The sequence below is a fragment of the Enterobacter sp. FUJ80071 genome, from assembly GCF_038739915.1.
GTDB lineage: Bacteria > Pseudomonadota > Gammaproteobacteria > Enterobacterales > Enterobacteriaceae > Enterobacter > Enterobacter kobei.
In genome coordinates this window covers 1,899,628-1,917,532 of the sequence record NZ_JBBXKH010000001.1, presented here as the reverse complement: position 1 = coordinate 1,917,532, position 17,905 = coordinate 1,899,628, and the positions used below count along the sequence as shown (strand labels likewise).

The following is a 17,905-nucleotide window of genomic DNA, read 5'->3' as shown; positions in this document are numbered from 1 at the left end:
TTATGCGCCGTGTGCGTTTTTGCACGTTTCTGACAGGCCTGCTGCTGGCCGCCCCCCTGTCTGCCGCCGACAGCTGGCAAAGTATCCAGCAACAAGCCAACGGGCAGACTGTCTGGTTTAACGCCTGGGGAGGCGATCCGGCGGTCAACCGCTACCTTGAGTGGGTGAGCGGCGAGATGCAAACGCACTACGCCATTACCCTTAAAATCGTCCCGCTGGCCGACGCTGCCGATGCGGTAAAACGGATCCAGACCGAAGACGCCGCGGGACGCAAAACGAATGGCTCGGTCGACCTGCTGTGGGTCAACGGCGAAAACTTCCGCACGCTAAAAGAGGCTAATCTCCTGCAAACCGGGTGGGCGCAGAGGTTGCCCAACTGGCGCTATGTCGATACCCGCAAACCTGTCACCGAAGATTTCGCCATTCCCACAGACGGTGCGGAATCGCCGTGGGGCGGCGCGCAGCTGACCTTTATCGCCCGCAAAACCAGCATGCCGACGCCGCCAGAAGATCCGCAGGCGTTGCTGGATTACGCAAGGCAGAACCCCGGCAAGCTCAGCTATCCCCGCCCGCCCGATTTTACCGGTACCGCGTTCCTTGAGCAGCTGCTGATGACGCTCACGGCTCATCCGGATGCGTTGCAAAAAGCACCCGATGACACCTTTGCCCTGGTGACCGCCCCGCTCTGGGCGTATCTCGATAAACTGCACCCGCTGCTGTGGCGTGAAGGGAAAGACTTCCCTCCCTCGCCCGCCCGGATGGATACCCTGCTTGCCAGCGGGAGCCTGAATCTGTCGCTGACCTTTAACCCGGCGCATGGGCAGCAGAAAGTGGCGAGCGGCGAACTGCCTGCCGACAGCTACAGCTTTGGTTTTAGAAACGGGATGCTCGGCAACGTCCATTTTGTGGCGATTCCGGCCAATGCCAGCGCAAGCGCTGGCGCAAAAGTCGTCGCCAACTTCCTGCTGTCACCGCGGGCGCAAATCCGCAAGGCCGACCCGGCCATCTGGGGTGACCCGAGCGTGCTGGATGTGAAAACGCTGCCCGAAGATGAAGCAAAACAGCTGCTGGCTCATACGCCGCAGGGGCTGCCGAAGGTACTGGCAGAGCCGCAGTCCGCCTGGGTTAACGCGCTGGAGCAGGAATGGCTGCGTCGTTACGGCACCCGTTAAGCTGGCTTGTCTGGCTGGCGATGGCGATTATTTATCTGCCGCTCCTGCCCGCCGGTGCCATGCTGCTTGCTCCGGCATTTTCTGTCGTTAACTGGCAGCGGCTGCTGAACGACCCACAATTGCCTCAGGCAGCCATCGCCACCCTGGTTTCAACGCTTATCGCCACGCTGGGGGCGTTGTTTATCGCCCTTTCTCTCGTGGCCCTTTTCTGGCCCGGCAAACGCTGGCGGCGTCTCAGTACGCGCCTGCCGTGGCTGCTGGCCGTGCCCCATGTGGCTTTCGCCTCCAGCGCGTTGCTGCTGTTTGCCGAAGGCGGTCTGTTTTATCAGGTCTGCACCGTCTGTTCACCTCCGTATGACCGCTACGGCATCGGGCTGGGTCTGACGCTCGCGGTCAAAGAGAGCGCGTTTGTACTGTGGGCGATTTACGCCGTGCTGCCGGAAAAACGGCTCGCACCGCAGAAGATTGTCCTGCAGACCTTCGGCTACGGGCGTTTTCAGACGCTTAACTGGCTGCTCCTTCCGGCGATCGCGCCGGTACTCGGCGCGGTGATGCTGGCGGTGCTGGCGTGGTCGCTGTCCGTCGTGGACGTGGCGATCGTTCTCGGGCCCGGTAACCCGCCGACGCTGGCCGTGCTGGCCTGGCAGTGGCTGAGCCAGGGCGACGTACAGCAGCAGGCAAAAGGGACGCTGCTGTGCCTGCTTCTCCTTCTGCTGCTGGCCGCGCTTGCTGCGCTGGGCTACGGGCTGTGGAAGGTGTGGCGTCGCACGTTTGCAAATCCGACGGGCGCACGCCACATGTCTCATCTCGCCCTGCCAGAGCGTGTATTCAGCGGCTTTCTGCCCGCGTGCGGGATACTTTGCGCCGCGGTGCTGTCGATGCTGGCCCAACGGGACGATGTTGGCCCGGTGAGTACCAGCCTTTCTTTCGGTCTGCTGTCGAGCCTTGTCGCCCTGATCGTCATTTTTCTCTGGCTGGAATGGGGGCCGCAGCGAGGCGCTCCGTGGGTGTGGTTACCGCTCGCGCTCCCGGCGCTACCGCTGGTCACGGGGCAATATGCCATTGCGTTACATCTGGGCCTCGACGGCCACTATGCCGCCGTGCTCTGGAGCCATCTGCTCTGGGTACTCCCCTGGATGCTGCTGGTGCTGCAACCGGCCTGGCAAAGGCTCGATCCCCGGCTTATTCTTACCGCCAGGACGCTCGGCTGGCGGCGGGCAAAAATCTTCTGCCTGCTGAAATGCCCTCTGCTGGTGCGCCCTGCGCTGCTGGCCTTTGCCACCGGTTTTTCAGTCAGCATGGCGCAATATATGCCGACGCTGTGGCTGGGCGCAGGTCGTTTCGCCACGCTGACCACCGAGACCGTCGCGCTCAGCAGCGGGGGCAGCATCCCGGTTCTCGCTAACCGGGCGCTGGGTTTACTGCTGGTCACGGGCACGGTGTTCGGTCTGGCCTCACTCTTCTCCCGGCTTGCGGGCCGCTATCGTCAGGGATTACGTTAATGTTGAAGGTAAAGGATCTCACCATCGAACCGCTTTTCCGCGAGGTCAATTTTTGCGTTCCCCGCGGGGAGATCGTCACCCTGATGGGCCCCTCCGGCAGCGGAAAATCGACCCTTTTTTCCTGGATGGTCGGCGCGCTGTCAGATGATTTTCAGGCACGGGGCGAGCTGTGGCTCGATGAGCGTCGCTGCGACGGCCTTCCCGTCGAATCTCGCGGGCTGGGCATTCTCTTTCAGGACGCGCTGCTGTTTGACGCGTTCAGCGTCGGGCAAAATTTGCTGCTGGCGTTGCCTGAGCGGATCGCCGGACGCGCACGTCGGGAAGCCGTCGAACTGGCGCTGAATTCCGCCGGGCTTGGCGACCGTTACGCCAGCGACCCGGCAACCCTTTCCGGCGGTGAGCGCGCCCGGGTGAGTCTGCTGCGCGCCCTGCTCGCTGAACCGCAGGCACTGCTGCTGGATGAGCCCTTCAGTCGCCTCGATAAAGCGTTACGCACGACGTTTCGGGCCTGGGTGTTTGACACCGTCCGGGCGCGCAATATTCCGGTGGTGCTGGTCACCCATGATGAGGACGATATTCCGCCCGCCGGCGAGGTGATTGAGATTTCTCGCTGGCAATAATGTGCTAACGCAATGTTTTCCGTTTCGGGAGAGACGACAATGCCCCCCTCTTTTACTGACGTCAGGTTATTCGATGAAACGTGTTTCTCAACTGACCGCGCTGGCCCTGCTCTGCGGCCTCGCTTCGTTTTCCTCTCAGGCGGCTGAAATGGCCAATTCACTCACGCTGTCCCAGCTTCAGGCGCAGCACGGTACGCCTGTCGACACTCGCGCCAGCGCGTTCTACAACGGCTGGCCGCAGACCCTCAGCGGTCCTTCCGGGCATGAACCCGCAGCGCTCAACCTTGCGGCCAGCTGGCTTGACGCAATGAGCGACGAACAGCTGGCGCGCTGGGCTAAACAGCATCAGCTTTCGCCTGCGACGCCTGTCGCGCTGTACGGCGACGATAGCGCCAACCAGGCGGTGAAAGCGCGCCTGGAGAAAGCCGGATATCACGCTATCTCGCTGCTCAGCGATGCGCTGCAAACCCCGGACCGCCTGCAGCGTCTGCCGCACTTTGAACAGCTGGTCTATCCGCAGTGGATCCACCAGCTCCAGCAGGGTAAACCGGTGACAGCCGCGCCCGCGGGTGAATGGAAAGTCATAGAAGCGGCCTGGGGCGCGCCGAAGTTTTATCTGCTGAACCATATTCCCGGCGCGGGATACATCGACACCAACGAAGTGGAAAGCGAGCCGCTGTGGAATAAAGTCTCCGACGAAAAGCTGAAAGCGATGCTGGCGAAGCACGGGATCCGTCACGATACCACCGTCATTTTGTATGGTCGTGACGTTTACGCCGCCGCGCGCGTGGCGCAGATTATGCTGTATGCAGGCGTGAAGGATGTGCGCATACTCGATGGCGGCTGGAAGGCGTGGTCAGATGCGGGTCTGCCGGTTGAACGCGGTACGCCAGGGAAAGTGAAACCCGCCCCTGATTTTGGCGCACCGATTCCTGGTCAGCCGCAACTGATGGTGGATATGGAACAGGCGCGCGGTATGCTGCACCGCCAGGATGCGTCTCTCGTCAGTATTCGTTCGTGGCCAGAATTTATCGGCGAAACCAGCGGCTACAGCTACATCAAACCAAAAGGTGACATTGCCGGCGCCCGCTGGGGCCACGCGGGAAGCGATGCCACCCACATGGAAGATTTCCACAACCCGGACGGCACCATGCGCAGCGCCGACGACATCACCGCCATGTGGAAAACGTGGGATATCCTGCCGGAGCAGCACGTCGCCTTTTACTGCGGCACCGGCTGGCGAGCGGCTGAAACCTTTATGTACGCCCGGGCGATGGGCTGGAAGAACGTCGCCGTCTATGACGGCGGCTGGTATGAGTGGAGCAGTCACCCGCAGAACCCGGTCTCCCGCGGTGAGCGCGGGCCCGAGAGTACGCGTTAAGGTTTGAGTGACTTTAGCGTCACATAACCGCTCCAGATGCGCGTTGTGGTGGTCAGCCAGCACAACGCGCCAAATATCCACGCGAACACGGCAAAATGGGCCGGAAACAGGCAGCAGAGCACGAACAGCACGATGGTCTCCGTCCCCTCCGTTAACCCGCCGATGTAGTAAAACGACTTGTGCGCATAGCCGGGGTTGTCGATATTGTGCTTCGCCGCCAGTGCCGCAAAGGCCAGAAAGCTGCTCCCGGTGCCAATAAATGCGAACAGCAGCCAGGCGGCAGCCAGCGTATTCTGCTCAGGTGCCGCCAGCGCAAAGCCAAACGGCACCAGCGCATAGAACAGGAAATCGAGCGCGATATCCAGAAACCCTCCCGCATCCGTGAGCCCTCTCCGGCGCGCCAGCGCACCGTCCAGACCATCCAGCAGGCGGTTCAGGACGATGGCGACCAGTGCTGCCGGGTACCAGCCGAGGGCCAGAAATGGCAACGTCAGCAGGCCGATGGCAAACCCCGCCAGGGTAAGTCCGTCGGGCGTGATGCCCGGCTTATCCAGCACAGAGACCAGACGATTCAGCCCGGGTTTTATCCGTGGGTGCAGGTGACGGTCAAGCATCAGGCTTCCCTTTAAACGTGGCGCACAGCCCCTGCGCCGGGATATCCAGCGCGGCGTTAAAGCGGGCGGAGAGATTCTGAAAGGCGATGAGCGCCGTCATTTCAGTAATAACCTCATCGGTAAAGTGGCGTTTCAGCGCCGTTTTGATTGCTTCATCCACCCTGGGCGGCGTGGCGGTGACCGCCTCAGCATAGGCCAGCGCCGCGCGCTCTTGTTCACTGAATAGGTCAGAGTCTGGCCAGTCGCTCACGGCCTGGACTTTATCCAGCGCCCCGCTGCGCTCGGCCAGACGCAGGCTGTTAGCATCAATGCAAAAAGCACAGTGGCACAGCTGCGATACCCGCGTCATCAGCAGCGAGCGGAGTTGCGGCGTCAGGCGCGCGTTTCTTCGCTCCAGAAAACCGACAAACAATGCGACCAGCCAGAACAGACGCGGCATGCGCCCCCACCAGCGTGTGGGATTCAGGACTGCACCAAAGTGTTTTCGCTGCATGGCGGCAATCGGTTTTACGCTCGCCGGAAGGGTTGGGATGGGTTCTACCCAGGTGGACGACTCTTTCACCTGTTTCTCCTGATGACTGGACTCTTTGAAAGGGCACGATAATATGTCGTTTTTCGCTATCAAGTATTGACGACCATGCTAAAAACAGTCGATGTCGTTGCGGCCATCATCGAAAAAGACGACAAAATTTTACTGGCGCAGCGCCCTGCTCACGCCGATCAACCGGGAATGTGGGAATTCGCTGGCGGAAAAGTCGAGGCCGGTGAAACCCAGCCTCAGGCGCTAATCCGCGAGCTGCGTGAAGAGTTGGGTATTGAGGCGCAGCCCGTGCAGTATGTGGCAAGCCACCAGCGCGAAGTGTCGCAGCGGTTAATCAACCTGCACGCCTGGCATGTTCCTGCCTTTAGCGGAGCGTTAACCGCACACTACCACAGCGCGCTGGCGTGGTGCACGCCGGAAGAGGCGTTGAGCTACGACCTGGCCCCGGCGGATATTCCGCTGCTGGAGGCGTTTATTCTTTTACGCGCCGCCAGACCAGCGGGTTCGTGCTGATCGCGCGTTCATCACGCTGGCATTGCAGCAAAACCCCGTCCGCTTTTACCACTGCTCCTTCAGAATAATTTTGATCCTGATAGATACAGCACTGGTTACAGGGTTGCGCACGCTGGCCGCCGGAGCTAAAGACCTCCGGCGGGACATTCACCTCCACGTCCGGGCGAATGCGGTCAGCCTGCGCGCCAGCGGTCAACATCAACGAAAATGCAGCCATCACGTAACGATTCATAGACTTGTCTTCCTGTTATGTCCTGATAATGACTATAACGGTTAATCGGGCAGAATCTTTAATTTCACACATCATCGCTTTTTGTTATGACGCAGCGCGGGTCATTAATTTCCCTTTCACCCTACATTTCTGCTTGCTTCACAAAGCAGTACGGGTGGTATAGTCAAAAAAACAACACAAATCGCATAAGCAATATACATAAATGACTATAAGGGGTTCTTATATCTATGGATCAGACACGCTCTCTGGAAAGCTTTCTTGCCCATGTTCAGCAGCGCGACCCGCATCAGAGCGAGTTCGCTCAGGCCGTTCGTGAAGTGATGACCACCCTGTGGCCTTTCCTTGAAGAAAACCCGCGTTATCGTCAACTGTCGCTGCTGGAACGTCTGGTTGAGCCAGAACGGGTGATCCAGTTCCGCGTGACCTGGGTGGATGACCGCAATCAGGTCCAGGTCAACCGCGCCTGGCGCGTGCAATTTAACTCCGCCATCGGCCCGTTTAAGGGCGGCATGCGTTTCCACCCTTCCGTGAACCTGTCGATCCTGAAATTCCTCGGCTTTGAGCAGACGTTTAAAAACGCGCTCACCACCCTGCCGATGGGCGGCGGGAAAGGCGGGAGTGACTTCGATCCTAAGGGGAAAAGCGAAGGTGAAGTGATGCGTTTCTGTCAGGCGCTGATGACCGAGCTCTGGCGCCACCTTGGTCCGGACACCGACGTACCGGCGGGAGATATCGGCGTGGGGGCCCGCGAAGTGGGCTTTATGGCCGGGATGATGAAAAAGCTTTCCAACAACAGCGCCTGCGTCTTTACCGGCAAAGGATTGTCGTTTGGCGGGAGTTTGATTCGCCCGGAGGCGACCGGATATGGTCTGGTCTACTTCACCGAGGCGATGCTCAAACGTCACGGGTTAGGGTTTGAAGGGATGCGCGTGGCGGTGTCCGGCTCCGGTAACGTGGCGCAATACGCTATCGAAAAAGCGATGCAGTTTGGCGCCCGCGTGGTGACGGCCTCGGACTCCCGTGGCACGGTGGTGGATGAAGCGGGCTTTACGGCAGAAAAACTGGCGCGCCTGTGCGAAATTAAAGCCAGCCGCGACGGGCGGCTCGCAGACTATGCCCAGGAATTTGGGTTGACGTATCTGGAAGGCAAGCAGCCGTGGGGTGTTCCGGTGGATATTGCCCTTCCGTGCGCCACGCAAAACGAACTGGACGTGGACGCCGCGCGCACGCTGATCGGCAACGGCGTGAAGGCGGTGGCCGAAGGGGCGAATATGCCGACCACCATCGATGCGACGGATCTGTTCCTCGAAGCGGGCGTGCTGTTTGCCCCAGGCAAGGCCGCCAATGCGGGCGGCGTGGCAACCTCCGGCCTTGAGATGGCGCAAAACGCCGCGCGTCTTGGCTGGAAGGCGGAGAAAGTGGATGCCCGTTTGCACCATATCATGCTGGATATTCACCACGCCTGCGTGGAGTACGGCGGTGAAGCGTCGCAAACTAACTACGTGCGCGGAGCGAATATCGCCGGATTCGTGAAGGTGGCGGATGCGATGATTGGGCAGGGTGTGATTTAAGCTTTCACTGTGTTCTCGCCCTGTAGGCCCGGTAAGGCGTAGCCGCCACCGGGCTTTTTTTCAGGCCGCAGAGCTGCTTTTCGCCGGGTGGCGGCTTCGCCTTACCCGGCCTACGGTTTAAGAAGCTGCCGCGCTCTTTTTCTTTTTAAAGGGCTTCTTCGCGCCGCTACCCGGCGCAACCATCCCTCTGAACCGCTTCACCGGTGTACTGCGTGCCTGATCGATCAACTGATACAGCGTCCCCACCAGCGGCTGCATAAAGTCCTGGTAGCGGCACTGCTTTTCACTGATTTGCGTCAGCACAGATTCCCAGTGCGCGGTCATGTCCGGCCTCGCGGCCAGCTCCGGAAGGGAGTGGATGAGCGCCCGGCCCGGCTCCGTGGAGTGGATATAGCGTCCTTTTTTCTCCAGGAAGCCGCGCTTGAACAACAGTTCGATGATCCCCGCTCGCGTCGCTTCCGTACCCAGACCGTCGGTGGCGCGCAGGATTTTCTTCAGATCTTTATCCTGCACAAATCGGGCGATCCCGGTCATGGCCGACAGCAGCGTCGCATCGGTGAAATGGCGTGGCGGCTGGGTCTGACGTTCAACCACTTCACCTTTCTCGCACAATAACTCGTCATCTTTCGCGACTACCGGCAGCGGCGTACCGTCGTTCTCCTCGTCACGCTCTTTGTTGCCGAGCAGCGTGCGCCAGCCCGCTTCCGCGAGGAAACGCGCTTTGGCGATAAACTTACCTTTGGCAATCTCAAGCTCAATGACGCATTTGCGGAACACCGCGTCCGGGCAGAACTGCATCAGATACTGACGGGCGATGAGGTTATAGACCTTCGCTTCGTTATCCGTCAGGTTAACGTGGCTGGCGCGTGCCGTCGGGATAATTGCATGGTGGGCGTCCACCTTTTTATCATCCCAGCAGCGGTTATGGGTGTCCGGGTTCACCACCGGCTGCGGCAGGAGATCGGCGGCGTGTACGCTTATCGCGTTCAGTACCGCGTGGCGACCGGCAAAATGTTCTTCCGGCAGATAACGGCTATCCGAACGCGGATAGGTGATCAGCTTGTGGGTTTCATAGAGCTTCTGGCAGATATCCAGCACGTTTTGTGCGCTGAGGCCAAAGCGCTTCGCCGCCTCAATCTGCAAGGCCGAGAGCGAAAATGGCAGCGGTGCGGGTTCTGATTCCCGTTTATCGTTATAGCTGGTGACGATGGCAGGCTGACCGGTAATACGGTTAACCACATGCTCCGCCAGCGGACGGTGCAGCAAGCGCCCCTCTTCATCCTGGTACGATTCACAGGCATCGCTCGGCTGCCAGACGGCGGTAAAGCGTTCGTCCTTAGGCGTAACGATATGCGCTTTCACTTCAAAGAAATCTTTGGCGACGAAGTTCTCAATCTCTTCATCACGACGCACCACCAGCCCCAGCACCGGCGTCTGCACGCGGCCCACGGAGAGTACCCCCTGATAGCCCGCATTACGCCCGAGGATGGTGTAGGCGCGGGTCATGTTGATCCCGTACAGCCAGTCAGCGCGCGCGCGCGCAAGCGCCGAGACGCACAGCGGGATAAACTCGCTGTTGGCACGCAGACGCGAGATCGCACGCTCTACCGCCTGCGGGTTGAGGTCGTTTATCAGGCAGCGCTGTACCTGCTGGCGTTTTTCCGGCGCCAGCTCGAGGTAGTCCAGCACTTCATCTACCAGCAGTTGCCCTTCCCTGTCCGGGTCACCTGCGTGAACCACTTCAGAGGCTTCGTGCAGGAAACGCTTGATCACGTTCAGCTGTTTGGTCACCGAAGGCCGGGGCTGCAGGCGCCATTTTTCCGGCACGATGGGCAGATCGTTGAGGTTCCAGCGGGCGTAGCGGCTGTCGTAGACGTCCGGCTGCGCCTGCTCAAGCAGGTGACCAATACACCAGGTCACCACCTGCCCGTTACCGCATTCGATAAAGCCGTCGCCCTTGCGGTGCGGCTTCGGCAACACGTCGGCGATGGCGCGCGCCAGGCTCGGCTTTTCGGCAATAAACAACCGCATCGAATTAACGGATCTCAATCATCGGTCGGCCACCGCGTGCGGTCACCAGCTCGCCGATCGCCGTAAGGGTAATGCCAAACTCGGCGGCCGTTGCCTGAACGTCAGCTTCGGCTTCGGGTGTGACCGCCAGCAGCAGGCCGCCGGAAGTTTGTGGATCGCACAGCAGGTTGCGCCACTCTTCAGGCATCTCGCCCATCAGGTGACCGTAGCTGGCAAAGTTGCGCTGAGTACCGCCCGGCACCGCGCCCTGCGCAATGTACTCTTCCACGCCCGGCAGTTTCGGCACGTCCTGATACCACACCTGTGCCTGCACGCCCGCGCCCTGACACACTTCGGAGAGGTGTCCCAGCAGACCAAAACCGGTCACATCGGTCATCGCCTTCACGCCGTCGATATTGGCGAATGCCGCGCCCGCAAGGTTCATCTGGCACATCACTTCCGTTGCCAGACCTTTGTGTTCCGGCTTCAGCAGGGATTTTTTCTCGGCTGTCGTGAGTACGCCAATGCCGAGCGGCTTGGTGAGGAACAGCTTGCAGCCCGCCTGCGCGGTGCTGTTGCGCTTCACGCGCTCGGTCGGCACCACGCCCGTGACGGCCAGGCCAAAAATAGGTTCAGGCGCGTCAATCGAGTGACCACCGGCCAGCGCAATTCCCGCCTGCTGACAGGCGAAACGGCCGCCATCAATGACGTCGCGGGCAATTTCCGGCGCGAGGGTATTAATTGGCCAGCCCAGAATGGCGATGGCCATAATCGGCTTACCGCCCATCGCGAAGATATCACTGATGGCGTTGGTGGCCGCAATGCGCCCGAAATCGAAGGGGTTATCGACAATCGGCATAAAGAAGTCAGTGGTGCTGATAATGCTGGTGCCGTTACCTAAGTCATAAACTGCAGCATCGTCACGCGTTTCATTGCCGACAAGCAGGTTCGGGTCGACAAACTTCGCCTGTTCACTGTGCAGAATGGTCTCCAGCACTTTCGGGGAAATTTTACAACCGCAACCGGCTCCGTGGCTGTACTGCGTTAAACGAATGGTTTGCTCGCTCATGGACGTCTCCTGTCATCTCAATCGCGCTATGGTAGCGCTCATTCCATAAAGAGGTAAGTATGACTGTCTGAATTCTGCGGCAGATGCTCAGAATCCAGACAGTTTAGCGTGGGTTATCAGAAACGGCTGACGAAAGGCGTAGTGTCCGGCACGCTGATGGTGCTGGAGGCTTTAAGCTGCGGCGTACCGAGGTAGAGGAAACCGACAATTTTATCGTGCTCACCGCAGCCAAAACCGTCACGGACTACCGGGCTCCCGGTCAGCGGACCGGTACGCCAGATACCGTTAAACCCCTGTGCGACAGCGGCCATTTGCATCGCCATTACCGCGCAGCCAGCAGACATTTCCTGCTCCCAGACCGGGACTTTGTGGCCAGCCTGACATTTCGCCACGACGGCGATGATCATCGGCGCACGGAACGGCGCATTGCGCGCTTTATCGATACCTTTCTCATCCTGCCCGACGGCAACCGCGCCCTGCTCCAGCAGCTGGCTGAAACGATCGCGGCCTTCACCTTCAATCACAAAGAAGTGCCACGGCTGCAGCGTGCCGTGATCGGGGGCACGCATCCCGGCACGCAGAATGTTTTCCAGCTGCTCGCCCGCCGGGGCAGGTTCGGCCAGACGTGACGCGCTGCGGCGGTTAACAAGCAGTTCAAGTGCGTCCATTGGTTAACTCCTTTATTGAAATTTACTCACAAAATTAACACGGCCGCAGATTTTGTTACAGCCTGGCAGGCGATTCCTGCTGACAAGTGGCGGTTGGGTCATTACGATAACCCAACATTACCGTCCAGTGGCGACGGAAACAGTCATTTTCTGGTTAGGGAGAATACATGCGAACCCTTTGGCGAATCTTTGCCGGTTTCTTTAAATGGACGTGGCGACTGCTCAACTTCGTCCGCAACCTGGTGATGAACATCTTCTTCATCCTGCTGGTTCTGGTTTGCGCAGGCATCTGGATGCATATCAGCAACGCAAATCAGGCGCAGCATTCAACTCGCGGGGCGCTGTTACTCGATATCACCGGCGTCATCGTGGATAAACCGTCCACCAGCAACCGTCTGGGGGTCATTGGCCGTCAGCTGTTTGGCGCGACGTCCGACCGCCTGCAGGAAAACTCCCTGTTCGATATTGTCGATACTATCCGTCAGGCCAAAGACGACCGAAATATCACCGGGATCGTACTGGATCTGAAAGATTTTGCCGGAGGCGACCAGCCTTCAATGCAGTACATCGGTAAAGCGCTGCGTGAATTCCGCGACAGCGGTAAGCCAGTGATCGCCGTGGGCGACAGCTACAGCCAGGGGCAATATTATCTGGCAAGCTTCGCCAACAAGATTTGGCTCTCTCCACAGGGGACGGTCGATCTGCACGGCTTTGCCACCAACGGCCTGTACTACAAATCGCTGCTCGACAAGCTGAAAGTGACGACCCACGTCTTCCGCGTCGGCACCTATAAATCAGCCGTGGAGCCGTTTATTCGCGACGATATGTCCCCTGCTGCCCGTGAAGCGGACAGCCGCTGGATTGGCGAGCTGTGGCAGAACTATCTGGGCACCGTGGCCGCTAACCGCCAAATTACCGCTGAGCAGGTCTTCCCGGGCGCACGTGGCGTGCTGGAGGGTCTGCGTAAGGTTGACGGCGATACCGCGAAATATGCCCTCGACAATAAACTCGTTGATGCGCTGGGTACCAGTGCGGATATCGAAAAAGCCCTGACCAAACAGTTTGGCTGGAGCAAAGAGGACAAAAACTACAGCGCGATCAGTATGTATGACTACGCTGCGAAAAAACCGGACGAGAGCGGTGACAGCGTAGCCGTGGTGTTTGCCAACGGCGCCATCATGGACGGTCAGGAAACCCCGGGTAATGTCGGCGGTGACACCACCGCGTCGCAAATCCGTGACGCGCGCCTTGACCCGAAAGTGAAAGCCATTGTTCTGCGCGTAAACAGCCCGGGCGGCAGCGTGAGCGCCTCCGAAGTGATCCGCGCTGAGCTGGCCGCGGCCCGCGCTGCGGGCAAACCGGTCGTCGTCTCCATGGGCGGAATGGCGGCATCAGGTGGGTACTGGATCTCCACGCCAGCCAACTACATTGTGGCTAACCCAAGCACGCTGACCGGCTCTATCGGCATCTTCGGGGTGATTAACACTGTGGAAAACAGTCTGGATTATCTGGGCGTGCACACCGACGGTGTTTCTACGTCGCCGCTGGCAGATGTGTCGATAACAAAATCCCTGCCGCCGGAAGTGTCGGAGATGATGCAGCTGAGCATTGAGAACGGGTATAAGCGCTTTATTACGCTGGTGGCTGACTCGCGTAAAAAGACGCCAGAACAGATTGACCAGATTGCTCAGGGCCACGTCTGGACAGGTCAGGACGCGAAGAACAACGGACTGGTGGACAGTCTGGGTGACTTTGACGACGCCGTGAAGAAAGCGGCCGACCTGGCGAAGCTCAAGCAATGGCACATTGAGTATTATCAGGATGAGCCGTCTTTCTTCGATATGGTGATGGACAGCATGTCTGTCTCCGTTCGCGCCATGCTGCCGGAGGCGCTGCAGGCTTACCTGCCTGCGCCGGTTGCCACGGCAGCGAAAGCGATGAAGACGGAAAGCGATAAGCTCGCGGCCTTTAACGATCCACAAAGTCGTTACGCGTTTTGCCTGACCTGCGCGAACGTCCGTTAAAAACCGTCCCCTCTTCTCGCGACGAGGGGATTTTTTTCTTTTGAAGAACAAGAACTCACTACCATGCAGAAGAAATCGATTTATGTAGCCTACACTGGCGGTACCATCGGTATGCAGCGCTCTGAAAATGGCTATATTCCTGTCTCCGGCCACCTTCAGCGTCAGCTTGCGTTGATGCCTGAGTTCCACCGTCCGGAAATGCCTGACTTTACCATCCATGAATACGAGCCGCTGATGGACTCCTCCGACATGACGCCAGAAGACTGGCAGCACATCGCGGATGACATTAAAGCGCATTACGACCAGTACGACGGCTTCGTGATCCTGCATGGTACCGACACCATGGCGTTCACGGCCTCGGCGCTCTCCTTCATGCTGGAGAACCTGAGCAAGCCGGTTATCGTCACCGGGTCGCAAATTCCGCTGGCGGAGTTACGCTCCGACGGGCAGATCAACCTGCTGAACTCCCTGTACGTGGCGGCAAATTACCCGATTAACGAAGTCTCGCTGTTCTTTAACAACCGTCTGTATCGCGGCAACCGCACGACGAAAGCCCATGCCGATGGTTTTGAAGCCTTCGCCTCACCGAACCTGCAGCCGCTGCTGGAAGCGGGGATTCATATCCGTCGTCTGGGCACGCCGCCTGCACCGAATACCGCTGGCGAGCTGATTGTGCATCCGATTACCCCGCAGCCCATCGGTGTGGTTACCATTTACCCGGGTATTTCCGCCGACGTGGTCCGCAACTTCCTGCGCCAGCCAGTGAAAGCGCTGATCCTGCGCTCCTACGGCGTGGGCAACGCCCCGCAGAACGGTGAGTTTCTAAAAGAGCTTCAGGAAGCCAGCGAACGCGGAATTGTGGTGGTGAACCTGACCCAGTGTATGTCCGGCAAAGTGAATATGGGTGGCTATGCCACCGGCAACGCGCTGGCACATGCGGGTGTTATCAGCGGTTTCGATATGACCGTTGAGGCGACGCTGACTAAACTTCACTATTTACTGAGTCAGGATCTGGACATTCAGTCCATTCGCAACGCCATGATGCAAAATCTGCGCGGTGAACTGACCCCGGACGAATAAGGAGGCCTCATGACGCAACGCGCCCTGCTACTGGTCGATTTGCAAAATGATTTCTGCGCAGGCGGCGCGCTGGCCGTCGCCGAAGGTGACAGCAGCGTTGACGTGGCGAATAGGCTGATTGACTGGTGTAAAGCCCGCGGTGAAGCGGTGGTCGCCAGCCAGGACTGGCACCCGGCTAACCACGGCAGTTTTGCCAGCCAGCACAATGTCGAACCGTTCACTCAGGGTGAACTCGACGGGCTGGCGCAAACCTTCTGGCCGGATCATTGCGTGCAGCAAACGGAAGGCGCGGCGCTGCATCCGCTCCTGAATCAGAAAGTCATCGACGCGGTGTTCCATAAGGGTGAAAACCCGACAATAGACAGCTACAGCGCGTTTTTTGATAACGGTCATCGTCAGAAGACCGCGCTGGACGCGTGGTTACGCCACCATGAAATCACGGAGCTGATTGTGCTGGGGCTGGCGACAGATTACTGCGTGAAGTTTACCGTACTGGACGCGCTCCAGTCAGGCTACACCGTCAGCGTGATCACCGACGGCTGCCGCGGGGTCAACATTCACCCTCAGGACAGCGCTCAGGCGTTTATGGAGATGGCTGCCGAAGGCGCGACGCTGTATACCCTGGCAGACTGGCTGGAAACGCAGGCGTAGTTTTTTAAGCCGGGTGGCGGCTTCGCCTTACCCGGCCTACTTTCTCTGGAGCGCAGCGCCACCCGGCATTTCTTCTCCAATCCCCATAAAGTGAACTCCCTCGCATCCTCAGCGAAGCGGCAATGCTATTCTCGTCAGGTTGTTTTTTCGCCACGCCTTTTCTGTGGCGTGGTTATTTTTATTAAGTCAAAGAGGAAATTATATGAAACGTTTGCCCTTGCTGGCAGCATTACCCTTGCTTTGCGCGTCACTGGCTTCCGCTGCGCCCCTGATGTCCGTCGGCTATTTCAACGGGGGTGGCGATGTCACCGCCGGACCGGGTGGCGACATTAATAAACTGGATGTCCGCCAGATCACCCACCTGAACTATTCGTTTGGTATGGTCTACAACGACGAGAAAGACGAAACCAACGCCGCGCTGAAAGATCCGACGAAACTGCATCAGATCTGGCTTTCGCCCAAAGTGGCATCCGATCTGGCCTTAATCCCCACTCTGCGTAAACAAAACCCGCACCTTAAAGTGCTGCTCTCTGTTGGCGGCTGGGGTGCGCGTGGTTTCTCTGGCGCAGCGGCCACCAAAGAGAGTCGTGCGGTGTTTATCCGATCCGCCCAGGAGGTTGTCGACAAATACAGTCTGGACGGGATTGATCTCGACTGGGAGTACCCGGTCAACGGCGCGTGGGGACTGGTTGCCAGCACGCCAGCCGACAGGGACAACTTCACCGCGCTGCTGAAAGAGATGCGCGACGCATTCGGGCAGAAAAAGCTGGTGACCATTGCGGTAGGTGCCAATGCGGAAAGTCCGAAAAGCTGGGTGGATGTCAAAGCCATCGCTCCCCTGCTCGACTACATCAACCTGATGACCTACGACATGGCGTATGGTACCCAGTATTTTAACGCCAACCTCTATGATTCCAGCGCCTGGCCGACGGTGGCTGCTGCCGATAAATACAGCGTGGACTTTGTGGTAAATAACTATCTGGCCGCGGGACTGAAACCACAGCAGATGAACCTCGGGATCGGGTTTTACGGTCGCGTACCGAAACGCGCCGTTGAGCCGGGTATCGACTGGAGCAAGCCGGACGCACAAAAAAATCCGGTCACCCAGCCCTACTTTGGACCGCAGGAGCTCGGCTTGTTCAGGTCGCTCGGCTATGACCTGTCCAAAGATACCTACGTGAAGTACAACGATATCGTGAAAAAGCTGCTGAACGATCCGCAGAAGCGTTTTACCGAGCACTGGGACGACCAGTCGAAAGTGCCGTGGCTCTCCGTGGAAGCAGCCGACGGCAAGGCGCTCTTTGCGATTTCGTATGAGAACCCGCGTTCCGTGGCGATCAAAGCGGACTACATTAAACAGAAAGGTCTCGCCGGGGCGATGTTCTGGGAGTATGGCGCGGACGATAACAACCAGTTAGCGAAGCAGCTGGCAGAGTCATTAGGGATCCCGCAAAAGTAGCGACGCATTCAAACCCTCTCCCCGTGGGAGAGGGTTGGATGAAGGCATCAGCCCGCAGGGTTATTGCATTTTCAGCGTCGCAATTGGCTTCGGCGTGATGCCAAAATCTTCTTTCAGCTCTCGCTTGCTTTTCATCACCATCTGGCCGTTGGTATCGATCGTCATGTGCTGCGCGTCAGTATTATTGCGCGCCTGCCACAGCATCACCAGCTGCAAACTGTTCTCTTTTTGCTCAGGGGTAAGCGCCACGCCATCCGGCCATTTTCCCAGTTCAACGGCGGTGACCAGACGCTGATAAACGTCCTGGGTCATCCCGTTAATCATGTCATCAATATTCACGATCTCTCCCTTTCAAAGGAATAATTTGCTGAATCGTTTTTTCAACCCTTGATCTGGTCGCCGTTTTCGTCATCCGTGAAGCTCATGGATGCCGAATTGACGCAGAAACGCTCCCCCGTTGGCTGTGGACCATCCGGGAAGACGTGCCCCAGGTGTGCATCGCAGGTCCCGCAACGGATTTCCGTGCGCACCATGCCGTGCGAGGTGTCAGTCAGATAGCGGATGGCCTCATCGCTCACCGGCTCGTAAAAGCTCGGCCAGCCGCAGCCGGAATCGAATTTCGTTTGTGAGTTAAACAGCGGAGCATCACAGACCAGACAGTGATAGACGCCGTCTCGCTTGTTGTGCAGTAAACGCCCGGTGAATGGCGGTTCCGTGCCGTGGTTCTGCGTCACGTAAAACTGCATTTCTGTGAGGTTTTTTTTCAAATCGTCAGGGTTACGTTGGTTCGACATATGC

18 protein-coding genes are annotated in these 17,905 nt (G+C 58.6%); 10 read left to right on the top strand and 8 right to left on the bottom strand.

Going from position 1 to position 17,905, the window contains the following annotated elements; genetic code table 11:
- Nucleotides 1-11 precede the first annotated feature (11 nt).
- The 4 genes from AAER43_RS09310 (at nt 12) to AAER43_RS09295 (ending at nt 4,675) form a co-directional block, all read left to right on the top strand.
- Entirely contained in the window at nt 12-1,172 is a 1,161-nt protein-coding gene (locus AAER43_RS09310; RefSeq protein WP_100246816.1) for an ABC transporter substrate-binding protein, read from the top strand.
- Nucleotides 1,145-2,674, top strand: coding sequence for a thiamine ABC transporter permease (locus AAER43_RS09305; RefSeq protein ID WP_050862222.1), 1,530 nt, complete (start codon nt 1,145-1,147; stop codon nt 2,672-2,674). Before AAER43_RS09310 ends, AAER43_RS09305 begins: the two co-directional genes overlap by 28 nt.
- Nucleotides 2,674-3,294: an ATP-binding cassette domain-containing protein gene (locus AAER43_RS09300; RefSeq protein WP_023332753.1), complete on the top strand. Its 621-nt coding sequence runs from the start codon at nt 2,674-2,676 to the stop codon at nt 3,292-3,294. Before AAER43_RS09305 ends, AAER43_RS09300 begins: the two co-directional genes overlap by 1 nt.
- A gap of 73 nt (nt 3,295-3,367) precedes the next feature.
- Nucleotides 3,368-4,675 (top strand): sulfurtransferase, encoded by a 1,308-nt coding sequence (locus tag AAER43_RS09295; RefSeq protein WP_045135048.1) that lies wholly within the window; start codon nt 3,368-3,370, stop codon nt 4,673-4,675.
- On the opposite strand, the gene AAER43_RS09290 is transcribed toward AAER43_RS09295, so the two are convergent.
- Together AAER43_RS09290 and AAER43_RS09285 are read right to left on the bottom strand one after the other, a co-directional pair.
- Nucleotides 4,672-5,289 carry a CDP-alcohol phosphatidyltransferase family protein gene (locus AAER43_RS09290; RefSeq protein WP_050862223.1) on the bottom strand — a complete coding sequence of 206 codons (618 nt, stop codon included), beginning with the start codon at nt 5,287-5,289 and terminating at the stop codon, nt 4,672-4,674. The two genes, AAER43_RS09295 and AAER43_RS09290, sit on opposite strands and share 4 nt — an antisense overlap.
- On the bottom strand, nt 5,282-5,851 hold the full coding sequence (locus AAER43_RS09285) for a carboxymuconolactone decarboxylase family protein (protein ID WP_014883458.1): 570 nt from the start codon (nt 5,849-5,851) through the stop codon (nt 5,282-5,284). Before AAER43_RS09285 ends, AAER43_RS09290 begins: the two co-directional genes overlap by 8 nt.
- Nucleotides 5,852-5,926: 75 nt before the next feature.
- Between AAER43_RS09285 and AAER43_RS09280 the strand changes: the two genes are divergently transcribed.
- Nucleotides 5,927-6,343, top strand: coding sequence for a pyrimidine (deoxy)nucleoside triphosphate diphosphatase (locus AAER43_RS09280; protein WP_014883457.1), 417 nt, complete (start codon nt 5,927-5,929; stop codon nt 6,341-6,343).
- Here the strand turns inward: AAER43_RS09280 and AAER43_RS09275 are convergent.
- Nucleotides 6,303-6,575, bottom strand: coding sequence for a YnjH family protein (locus AAER43_RS09275; protein WP_014883456.1), 273 nt, complete (start codon nt 6,573-6,575; stop codon nt 6,303-6,305). The genes AAER43_RS09280 and AAER43_RS09275 overlap by 41 nt on opposite strands.
- 227 nt (nt 6,576-6,802) lie before the next feature.
- On the opposite strand from AAER43_RS09275, the gene gdhA reads away from it, so the two are divergent.
- Entirely contained in the window at nt 6,803-8,146 is a 1,344-nt protein-coding gene (gene gdhA, locus AAER43_RS09270) for an NADP-specific glutamate dehydrogenase (protein WP_014883455.1), read from the top strand.
- A 117-nt stretch (nt 8,147-8,263) separates the two neighbouring features.
- On the opposite strand, the gene AAER43_RS09265 is transcribed toward gdhA, so the two are convergent.
- The 3 genes from AAER43_RS09265 to AAER43_RS09255 form a co-directional block, all read right to left on the bottom strand.
- Nucleotides 8,264-10,177: a DNA topoisomerase III gene (locus AAER43_RS09265; protein ID WP_014883454.1), complete on the bottom strand. Its 1,914-nt coding sequence runs from the start codon at nt 10,175-10,177 to the stop codon at nt 8,264-8,266.
- Nucleotides 10,178-10,181: 4 nt separating this feature from the next.
- Nucleotides 10,182-11,225: a selenide, water dikinase SelD gene (selD, locus tag AAER43_RS09260; RefSeq protein ID WP_014883453.1), complete on the bottom strand. Its 1,044-nt coding sequence runs from the start codon at nt 11,223-11,225 to the stop codon at nt 10,182-10,184.
- A gap of 116 nt (nt 11,226-11,341) precedes the next feature.
- On the bottom strand, nt 11,342-11,893 hold the full coding sequence (locus tag AAER43_RS09255) for an NAD(P)H nitroreductase (RefSeq protein WP_050862224.1): 552 nt from the start codon (nt 11,891-11,893) through the stop codon (nt 11,342-11,344).
- Between the two features lie 167 nt (nt 11,894-12,060).
- Between AAER43_RS09255 and sppA the strand changes: the two genes are divergently transcribed.
- The 4 genes from sppA (at nt 12,061) to AAER43_RS09235 (ending at nt 17,107) form a co-directional block, all read left to right on the top strand.
- The gene (sppA, locus tag AAER43_RS09250; protein ID WP_023332746.1) at nt 12,061-13,917 is read left to right on the top strand and encodes a signal peptide peptidase SppA; all 1,857 of its coding nucleotides are present in this window, start codon (nt 12,061-12,063) and stop codon (nt 13,915-13,917) included.
- A gap of 63 nt (nt 13,918-13,980) precedes the next feature.
- Complete coding sequence (gene ansA, locus AAER43_RS09245) at nt 13,981-14,997, top strand: asparaginase (RefSeq protein ID WP_057057773.1); 1,017 nt, start codon at nt 13,981-13,983, stop codon at nt 14,995-14,997.
- A 9-nt stretch (nt 14,998-15,006) separates the two neighbouring features.
- Nucleotides 15,007-15,648, top strand: a complete 642-nt coding sequence (pncA, locus tag AAER43_RS09240) for a bifunctional nicotinamidase/pyrazinamidase (protein ID WP_050862225.1) — start codon at nt 15,007-15,009, stop codon at nt 15,646-15,648.
- A gap of 202 nt (nt 15,649-15,850) precedes the next feature.
- Complete coding sequence (locus AAER43_RS09235; RefSeq protein WP_050862226.1) at nt 15,851-17,107, top strand: glycoside hydrolase family 18 protein; 1,257 nt, start codon at nt 15,851-15,853, stop codon at nt 17,105-17,107.
- A 60-nt stretch (nt 17,108-17,167) separates the two neighbouring features.
- Here the strand turns inward: AAER43_RS09235 and AAER43_RS09230 are convergent, their stop codons facing one another.
- Both AAER43_RS09230 and msrB read right to left on the bottom strand, forming a co-directional pair.
- Nucleotides 17,168-17,446, bottom strand: a complete 279-nt coding sequence (locus AAER43_RS09230; protein ID WP_045135041.1) for a YeaC family protein — start codon at nt 17,444-17,446, stop codon at nt 17,168-17,170.
- A gap of 41 nt (nt 17,447-17,487) precedes the next feature.
- Entirely contained in the window at nt 17,488-17,901 is a 414-nt protein-coding gene (gene msrB / locus AAER43_RS09225; RefSeq protein ID WP_023332742.1) for a peptide-methionine (R)-S-oxide reductase MsrB, read from the bottom strand.
- Between the last annotated feature and the right edge of the window lie 4 nt (nt 17,902-17,905).